The sequence below is a fragment of the Thermogutta sp. genome (genome assembly GCF_014359955.1).
Classification (GTDB): Bacteria; Planctomycetota; Planctomycetia; order Pirellulales; family Thermoguttaceae; genus Thermogutta.
Genome location: NZ_JACIYL010000135.1, coordinates 1 through 7,809, shown reverse-complemented (window position 1 = coordinate 7,809; position 7,809 = coordinate 1). Strand labels below are relative to the sequence as shown.

Below are 7,809 nucleotides of genomic sequence, written 5' to 3'. Positions count from 1 at the left end.
GACCCATGTACACGGCCTTGCGGGGCACGTAACCTCCAACGATTCCCGCTAAGGTGTAGTCATAGCGGTGGCCCGATACGGTCCCGCGTCTACGAATGAGATCCCACACGGCCTTACCTTTGCTAGGGGCCTCCAGCATGGCCAAGAACACGTCCACAGGAACATGAAAATACTGGTACAGCGGTCCTGGCCGGTCAGGCTTCTCGCGTATCCCGGACCCGGGTGGCGGCGGGGCCTTGAACCGGATGAATAACGATGCGGTTTCCGCGTCGTACCCGAAGCTGTAAACATTCGAGGATTCCGGGCTGCGCACCATTTCCCCGGTAACCACGGGGTGATCGGCAGGAAATGTTCTCCCGCGAATAACGACCTGGTCCCCGAGGGTGGGCTCCATGGGATAGGGCCGGACCCGGTCCAATCGCGATCCCTCAGGGACGACCCGGAACCCCTTGCCTCGCAGGACCCGTGCCGCCCAATGCAGGACATCGGGGTTATCGGAAAAGGCTTCCAGAAGCCGCATGGCCAAATTCAGTTCGCGTTTCTCTGTTCCCAGTGTCTCGCGGAGCAGCGGCTCTAAACTCATGAAACCCTCAATGACCATGCGGACGCCTTTCCAGACATCGCCAAGCCCGTAACGAAGCACCTCATTCTGGGCTTGCGAGTAGATAATCCGCACCGCCTTCTGGAGAAGCTCACTGGCACCGCCTCTTTGGATGGCCTTCAAAAACTCCGCCGCGGCCTGGTTTGCCTGACGCCCTCCCCTGTTGATTTCGCGTGCATAGCTTTCCCACTGGCGAATCGTCTGCCACAGTTCACTCCGGCGAAATTGCCTCACAATCCGCTTCTGCTCAGGCGTCATCGCTGAAACCATCCCTCCAGCTTGTCGTTGATCTCAGGCAGCGTGCGGAGCTTCGGCCGTACCTGCTCCGTAACGACGTTGCCCGTCCTCAATTCCCGGGTTGCTCCCCAGATCATGTACCGCAGAGCGTCCACCGTATCGTCATCCCGTTTCACTGGCTCCGGCGGCGCGACGTTCTGCCAAATTCCCCGTGGGGGACGCCGCCAGCGGTACCGTCGCAGCTCTTCAATGCAGTGCCGACAATTCTCGGTGATCCGCAGGCGCGGACGCCCTGATTCATCACCACCCAAGAGAGTTCGTACCAGATCGATACTTTCCAGGAGAACCGAACGCACTCCGGTTCGCGGTACTGGAAAGACATTCAATCCCAACTCCAGGGCTTGCGCGATGCAATCCGGCCGACTGGGATCGGCATAAAACAGAGGCCTAATACCCAACCGCTCACACAGCCGCTTCACCGCCCCCAGATGATCGCCCATCGTCGTTTGCGGGGTGTTGTTCCAGTACTCCTCAAAAATGATCCACTCCCCTTCCAGATTACGTGCCCCGATGACGCCCGCGAAGGGATGTTCGCGACTCGCTCCCCAGTCAAGGCCCCCGTAGAATTTCCAGCCGTGATCGCTCAACTTGATCGACTCCCGCGGAATGACGTGCTTCGCCCGACTGAACGTCTCAAAGATTGCCCCTTCCCAGGTGGGCAACGCGCCAGTCAATCGCGTGTCCCACATCTCCCGCGGGATGCTGGCTTTAAAGATCTGCAACCACTCGCGAGAAATCGCCGTGTTGCACTCAGTATTCAACCGGTACACCTTCCATCCCGGCGGGGGGTTGTCAATGACCGATTCCACCCACAGACACAATTCCGGATCAGTCGGCGTAAACTCTGCAAAGCACGATCCGGGAAACATGTATTCCCGGCAGCCCCGCAGGGCCTCGATGAGAAGATCAGGATGAAACTGCTCAGAAAAGAGAAAGCCGCCGATGGAGCGGGCCTGCAGGCCCCTTTCCCCCTGGGCGAAACTCTTGAACTCCAAGATCCAGTTCTTTCCCGGCCTGCCCGGCCACGGCTTCAAGCGGACCGCCTTCGGCCAGCCACGCTTCTTGTCCAGCCAACTGATCCCGTCCCAATCAATCTCGCAAGACGGAATCATCCCCATTCCCAGAAGCTTCTCCTGCCACACCACGCCGCAGACTTGCTCAAATGTCTCCGAGACGATCCAGAAGGGGGTATCGCGACGCGGGGGTGGTTGCACTGAAAGCACAAATCTGGCCAGCTTATAGGCGGCCGCGGTGGTCGTGCCAGATCCGTTCCCCCCAATCAACACCGCCACCCCGGGAAGCTGCTCGTAGACGAAGGACGACTGCTCGTCGAAGAGTTCAGGGCGGTCCGGACGCGGACGAAACCGACAGTATCCCGAATCGATCAACTGGGTAATTTGCTCGACAAGGGACGTATCCATGCCACTCAATTATTCCGCGGCCCGAGGAGCCGCTGCACCTTCTCCATGAGCATCTCTCTCAGCTGTTCGGGACTGTGTCCTGCTACACGGATTTCCGTTGTGTTCGTATCCCGCGGCTGCTGATAGATTCCGGCAATCCGAGCTTCCTGCTCAATGCACCAAGCAATCAACTTCTGAACACCAGGATGCCTAAGCCCCACTTTCCACGCCTCCGCCCTCAATTGCCTCAGTTCCGCCACGATCTCTGCGGGCAAAATCGAAATCTCCTGGTTCCATTTCTCCCGGAGCTTCTTCACCCACCTGGAAATCGTCCTCTCCGGGTAACCCATCTGCCTGGCAATCTGGCGGACCGACCACCCCTTCAGCCACAACTCCGCCACCTGCTCCACCTGTTGCGGACTTAGATGCTTGGCCATAGATCTCCTTCCATTGATCCCGTAACTTGAGGGTCTTCGCGTAAGACAGACCTAAATGCTGGGCAATCTTCCGGACCGACCACCCCAGACGCTGCAAATTCCCAAACGTCTGGAGCAACTCCCACGTGTTCCTCGATACTCCCGGCACGGGAATGACCACAACCTCGTCCACGAACCGTACTCGAAAACGTCTCCTCAGTGATTCAATCCGCTGCAATACGGACTGTTTCCGCTCTTCGAACTCCTTCACAATCGGCGGTTGCCAGCCATCCAGATGAATCCCCGGATGGCGTCGCTCTTCCTGCAACTTCTTCAAGTCGGGATTGCCATTCTCGTCCTTCCACCCTAGAATCCAGCAGATCTGCTCATCACTCACTCCATCCCGTTTCAACTGCTCAATGTCAGGCTTTTTCCACGGCGGAGGATTCCAGGACTCGACGTGAACCTTGGCCGCCGTGAGGCCGAGCGCAAGGGCCCGCTCAAAGTCACCTTGCCACAGGCTTTCCTGAGCCTGCCGCAACAATTCACAAAATTTCTGCTCTTCCGCCGTCCCGCCGTCTTCGATCTCGAGGGTATCAATCATATCCACGGCACGGCCACTGAGCCCGTTACCAACCTCGAGCGCGTTCAGCCAATCCACTACCCAACATTCCCAGCGTTCCATTCTGTAACTCCTGAGGTTTTATCCCGGACGTTTTTACCACGCATGTACCGTATTAGCTGGGCTTTGTGCCATACTTCTGATGGACGCGGGCCCACAATTCCATCCATGCGGTCCGTTAAATTCCCAACAGCAAGGATTTTTCGACGATATTCCCTCACTACCCGGCTATCCAAACCGGTTACCTCAACCACGTCATTAACAGAAAAACCTTTCCATAAAAGGAGAACGCAATGATACTCAACAATGTAGTCTTTCCAGGATTGAATCAGATTCCTGTAAAAGTGTTTTTCAGAATCGTCCATTCTCTACCTGATCCTCTGGGGATGTCATTTCTGTCACTTCCCGCATGACAGAGTGGAACTCCATTTCCGTCATAGCCAACTGTTCCCGCGCCTCTTTTAGTGCATCCTTCAAATCTTGAACATGCTGACGAAGCGTCACCAGTCGCTTCCAGGTCTCGAACGCGCGCCCCAGCTTGTCTTTCGCCGCCACGAAAAGGTCATAGTCCAGTGTACTTTTCATGCGACATCCTCCTTTCTCATTCATTCTAACGATCATCAATTCTTTTAGAACACATTCTCATCATGACTTATCGCAGTCAGGCACACCCGCACCAATCCGTACGCAGCGACGCAGCGCCTTCTGATTTGCAGGCTCACGATCTGAGAATCATCCGCAAACAGCCCCGCGTGTTGCAGGGCGTCGAGGAGAGGCTTGAGCAGGTTATCCAGGTCGCGCCTCCGCCGATCTGGCGGATAAGCCTCGATTGTGAGTTCTAAATGGCTCTCGCCGAAGCCCACCGGTCCAGACTCGCAAAACTGCTTCCATACCAAGCCGTCCACGGCTTCGCGGTATCGCCGCCCATCCCGGGACAGGACCATCCTCCCATTCACGTTCCGCCAGTAGCGGTTCGCCGTCGGCGGCCAGGGAAGATCGATCGTCACGGATGCCTGATCAGCCATCTCATCCCTCGCGAGGCAAGTAATCCTCGTACAGACCGTCCCAGCCTACGTCACACGGGTGGAAACAGTCCTCACCGGCTTCCACTCGGGCCCGAATAACCGCGATTTTCTCCGCCGTTCCGGGGAGCCACATTGTTGCACTCGACGGCGTGCCGCCCTCTTTCGATCGCACCGTCATGCGGTAGGCCCTGCGACACGCACGCGAACAAAAAGCACTGTGTCTGTTCGTGTGAGGAAGCTTATTCCCACAGTGCTTGCAATACAGAACATCACTTTCAGTGACAGGATTCATCGTTCCGGTACCCGCATTGCTTCTGAAAGCTCGTTGACTATCGCGAGAGCCTCTCGACTTGCTTCCGAGCGCCCGATCCGACGCACGGTTGATGGTGCGTACTCACACGGGATGAGGGCTGGCCGGTCCTCAGGCCTGCGGTAGCCCAAGAGCGTGTTCTGCCGCTCGAACTCCCCGGCCAGCGGCAGTGCCGCTTCCGGGCTGACGCCCACTTTGCAGTAGGCCGCGTAGGTCCTGAGAAAGTCCTGCCGGAGCCACTTCTCTTCCTCACCGCCGCACCGCTCGCAGAACCGCTGCCAGCCGCCCAGACTGCGGATCGTCGCCGTGATGGCCGCATCCTCGAATTGCACGCTGTGGTACCAGCCGTAGGCCTCGACCGCTCGGACGGCAGTCTCCCATGCCAGAACGGCCTGGTCTTCAGGCTTGAGGCCCCCAGCCAGCTCTCGCAGTTCTGCCGGAGTGGGCATGAACTTGCACGTCCGGAGGGCCCGCTTGGCTGCGAACTCGACCTCGTCGATTGTCAGCCCTTCCAGGCCCATCTCGTAGGCGGTGAGGACCGCGGGCGTGATCGGCCGATTGAACGCGGCCCCCAGAGCGTTCATCACGATGGCAAACCGTTCCGCATCAGTTAGCATGCTGCTGCTCCTTTTGGGCAAGCCAAAGCCGGGTCGCTTCCAGGTTGCGCCTTTCCAAATCGCTCAATCCGCCGTTTGCTCTGGCAGTAAGCCCACGTGGTGTCCCGCGGGAACTGTCAACTGCCCGGTTGAGCCAGTTCACGATGAAGCGGGGCATCCCTTTAGCGGTCTTCCGCCTGCCCGGGTTGGCCTCAATCCAAGCCAGGGCCTTCCTTGCCTCCGAGAGAACGTCCAGCGTTGGATACCGCTGGGCGAGAGTGTCCAGGAATTCCTGGCTCAACTCCCAGGTTTTCCTTTCCCCGACAACCGGAAACACGAGAACAGGCCGCGAAGAGGTCGGCGGAGTCGGCTCGGAGCGAACTTGCTTCGGCTCCGAGCTATCTACGTTTATCGTTCCATCGTTTATCGTTCTATCGTTTATCGTTCTATCGTTTATCGTTCTATCGTTCTTGGAATGGGGTCCGCATCCCATCGGTATCCCATCCGTATGGGATCGTGGCAGGGTTGTCTCTCCCCCGCCCGGTGGGCCTGTGTCGCCATTCCCGTTGCGATTTGAAACGATAGACGACTCCACCACCCAGATTGTGCCCTCTTCGGTCGGTGCTGGAAGCGCGACATATCGGATGTCGTATCGACCTTCACGGTCGGGGTAACGGGAGGTGGCTGCCCGGCTATCGCGGTGCCAGTTCGTTAGCTGCAATACTGGCTGACCGTTGGGGGCTATCCAGCTCACCGCCAGCCCGGCCTTTAGGATCTGATTGACCGCGCGTTGAACATCGCTCTCCCGCAGACTGGCTTTCAGGGGGAACAGGCGGGCTTTGAGCACACTGCTACGACCGTCCAGTCGCCCTGCATGGTCGGCGGCGAGAAGCATCCGGTGATACACGCATTCGGCGAACCAGTCCAACAGGTCAACTTTGGGACTGTCGAGAAATCCTTCCCTAACCGTCCTGTTGGGCATCCGATATGCCTCCAGTCATCCGTCTTTCTCCTTTTCGCCGTCCTGGTTTCCAATCTTCCCTTCGCCGGACCGCCCGGCGATTCCCAGGCCCGGGAGTCGAACCCGGCAAGCTGGGCTTATGAGACCCAGCGGGGCACCGGCCCTGCCTGGAATCACCCATTGCAAATCACATGGTTTTGGATTCGTACTGCGCATCCTCCGGTGATTCGAAATGCACCCTGTCATTGCGGGGAGAAATGACACGCCCGCAGAGCCGTGCCACGGACACCAGCCATTCGCAGAGCGCTGGCGGTGTTTTCGACCGCGCCGCTCGCGACAAGAGCTGCCATCGTTCATGATCTCCAGGGGTCCAGAGACGGTACGGGATCGGCGGCAGGTCGTCCGGGTGCACGCCGCAGCAGTAGAGCCACGTTCTTTTTTTTCCGCCAGGATAGCCGAACCACCACTGCCATATTTCGATCGTAAATCCCCAGGCGTCGGATTCTCCCGGCGGTGGAAGACCGCAGCGATCCCACAGTTTCGATATCCGCGGATGTTCCAAGACCCCGCCGTAGGCCCGAACCGCCGCGACCGCGAATATTGCGAGCGTATACTCGTCTGGCGGTGCCTTGGCCTGTTTGCTAAGGTAACGGCTATAAACGCGACATGGCGGGTGAGCGACGACCGGGTACGGGCCAGGATAACCTCGCGCGTCCCTGCGACGATCCCAGACCTCAACCCCAGGCAGCGATCGGTAATGCGTCCGCGCTTGAGCAAACAGCACCGCCACAGTGGGGGTAACGTTTGCAGTCATTGATCGGTTCCCAGTCGTCATCTCTTGTTCTGCGTGATGAGATGCCACGACACAAGTGATTTCCAGCTATCTAACCAAACAGCCTGCCAATACTGCCTCCACCCTTTGACTTTTGCGTATGCAATCAATTGGCCATCTTTAAACACCCCGATTGAAAACACGTAGTACCCACGTGTTCCCGGTCGCCTTATTCGCCGTAAGTCACATCCGGGCCAGTGTTTTTGTGCCGATTTCTCAATGTTTTCACGGAATGCCTCATGAGCTAAATGAATGTCACACAGCATCGCGTTTCTCCTTTCCTACCAAAGACGCAGCTTCGGCCTCGGGAAAAGTGACCTCTGAAGTGGCCACTGTTCGTCGAGGTAATCGAACAGGTCATCAATCGTCTTTTTCGAGATGTTCGCACCGGGGCAGGAGAAGAGTCCCAATGCCCACGCGGTGACGGTTTCCCGAGCGTGTGGGTCACGGAGTTTCTGCTCGTCGAGAAAAAGAGCAAACTCAAACTCCGTATTTCCGACGGCTATTTTTCTGCGTCCGTCTGCTGAGCATTCAACGGAGAAGTAGCTTCGCATTGCGGTCTCCTCTTCTGAAGTTCCTCCCGCAAGATGAGGATGTCCCGGTCCGCAATGACGCCGACTTTCACGGACCGCGATGAAATCCGTGCAATAACAACTTCGATGTGCCGCCCGTCAGCCAAGCGGATAACAATCCGTTCGTTATTCTTTCGAGTCAGAATCAGCATCCTTGCCTCCTTGTGCCTCGTGCTG

The 7,809-nt window shown here is 57.7% G+C and carries 10 protein-coding genes and 1 pseudogene; all 11 read right to left on the bottom strand.

Translation table 11 applies throughout. From position 1 onward, the window contains the following. Positions 1-859: KTSC domain-containing protein (locus H5U08_RS06185; protein ID WP_297031314.1), on the bottom strand; the 859-nt coding region annotated here is incomplete at its 3' end. Continuing rightward, positions 856-2,319 carry a hypothetical protein gene (locus H5U08_RS06180; protein WP_297031312.1) on the bottom strand — a complete coding sequence of 488 codons (1,464 nt, stop codon included), beginning with the start codon at positions 2,317-2,319 and terminating at the stop codon, positions 856-858. The genes H5U08_RS06185 and H5U08_RS06180, both read right to left, overlap by 4 nt. A 5-nt stretch (positions 2,320-2,324) precedes the next feature. Continuing rightward, positions 2,325-2,489, bottom strand: a complete 165-nt coding sequence (locus H5U08_RS06175) for a hypothetical protein (protein ID WP_297031311.1) — start codon at positions 2,487-2,489, stop codon at positions 2,325-2,327. 144 nt (positions 2,490-2,633) lie between these two features. Further along, positions 2,634-2,735, bottom strand: a pseudogene (locus H5U08_RS19830) (helix-turn-helix domain-containing protein); the annotation flags it as partial. A 952-nt stretch (positions 2,736-3,687) separates the two neighbouring features. Next, on the bottom strand, positions 3,688-3,921 hold the full coding sequence (locus tag H5U08_RS06165) for a hypothetical protein (protein ID WP_297031307.1): 234 nt from the start codon (positions 3,919-3,921) through the stop codon (positions 3,688-3,690). Positions 3,922-3,965: 44 nt separating this feature from the next. Beyond that, positions 3,966-4,361 (bottom strand): RusA family crossover junction endodeoxyribonuclease, encoded by a 396-nt coding sequence (locus tag H5U08_RS06160; RefSeq protein WP_297031305.1) that lies wholly within the window; start codon positions 4,359-4,361, stop codon positions 3,966-3,968. Position 4,362: 1 nt separating this feature from the next. Next, a complete protein-coding gene (locus H5U08_RS06155; RefSeq protein ID WP_297031302.1) occupies positions 4,363-4,539 on the bottom strand; it encodes a hypothetical protein in 177 nt (58 codons plus the stop codon). A 110-nt stretch (positions 4,540-4,649) separates the two neighbouring features. Beyond that, positions 4,650-5,288: a DUF6475 domain-containing protein gene (locus H5U08_RS06150; RefSeq protein WP_297031300.1), complete on the bottom strand. Its 639-nt coding sequence runs from the start codon at positions 5,286-5,288 to the stop codon at positions 4,650-4,652. Beyond that, a complete protein-coding gene (locus H5U08_RS06145; RefSeq protein WP_297031298.1) occupies positions 5,278-6,249 on the bottom strand; it encodes a hypothetical protein in 972 nt (323 codons plus the stop codon). The genes H5U08_RS06150 and H5U08_RS06145 overlap by 11 nt, the downstream gene beginning before the upstream one ends. 166 nt (positions 6,250-6,415) lie before the next feature. Then, complete coding sequence (locus tag H5U08_RS06140) at positions 6,416-7,042, bottom strand: hypothetical protein (RefSeq protein WP_297031296.1); 627 nt, start codon at positions 7,040-7,042, stop codon at positions 6,416-6,418. Between the two features lie 520 nt (positions 7,043-7,562). Next, on the bottom strand, positions 7,563-7,809 hold a 247-nt coding region (locus H5U08_RS06135; protein WP_297031294.1), incomplete at its 5' end, for a carbon storage regulator.

Excerpts from the sequence above, each read along its gene's own strand:
- H5U08_RS06180 (WP_297031312.1), bottom strand. The coding sequence starts at position 2,319 with ATGGATACGTCCCTTGTCGAGCAAATTACCCAGTTGATCGATTCGGGA.
- H5U08_RS06165 (WP_297031307.1), bottom strand. The coding sequence starts at position 3,921 with ATGAAAAGTACACTGGACTATGACCTTTTCGTGGCGGCGAAAGACAAG.
- H5U08_RS06160 (WP_297031305.1), bottom strand. The coding sequence starts at position 4,361 with ATGGCTGATCAGGCATCCGTGACGATCGATCTTCCCTGGCCGCCGACG.
- H5U08_RS06155 (WP_297031302.1), bottom strand. The coding sequence starts at position 4,539 with ATGACGGTGCGATCGAAAGAGGGCGGCACGCCGTCGAGTGCAACAATG.
- H5U08_RS06150 (WP_297031300.1), bottom strand. The coding sequence starts at position 5,288 with ATGCTAACTGATGCGGAACGGTTTGCCATCGTGATGAACGCTCTGGGG.
- H5U08_RS06145 (WP_297031298.1), bottom strand. The coding sequence starts at position 6,249 with ATGCCCAACAGGACGGTTAGGGAAGGATTTCTCGACAGTCCCAAAGTT.
- H5U08_RS06140 (WP_297031296.1), bottom strand. The coding sequence starts at position 7,042 with ATGACTGCAAACGTTACCCCCACTGTGGCGGTGCTGTTTGCTCAAGCG.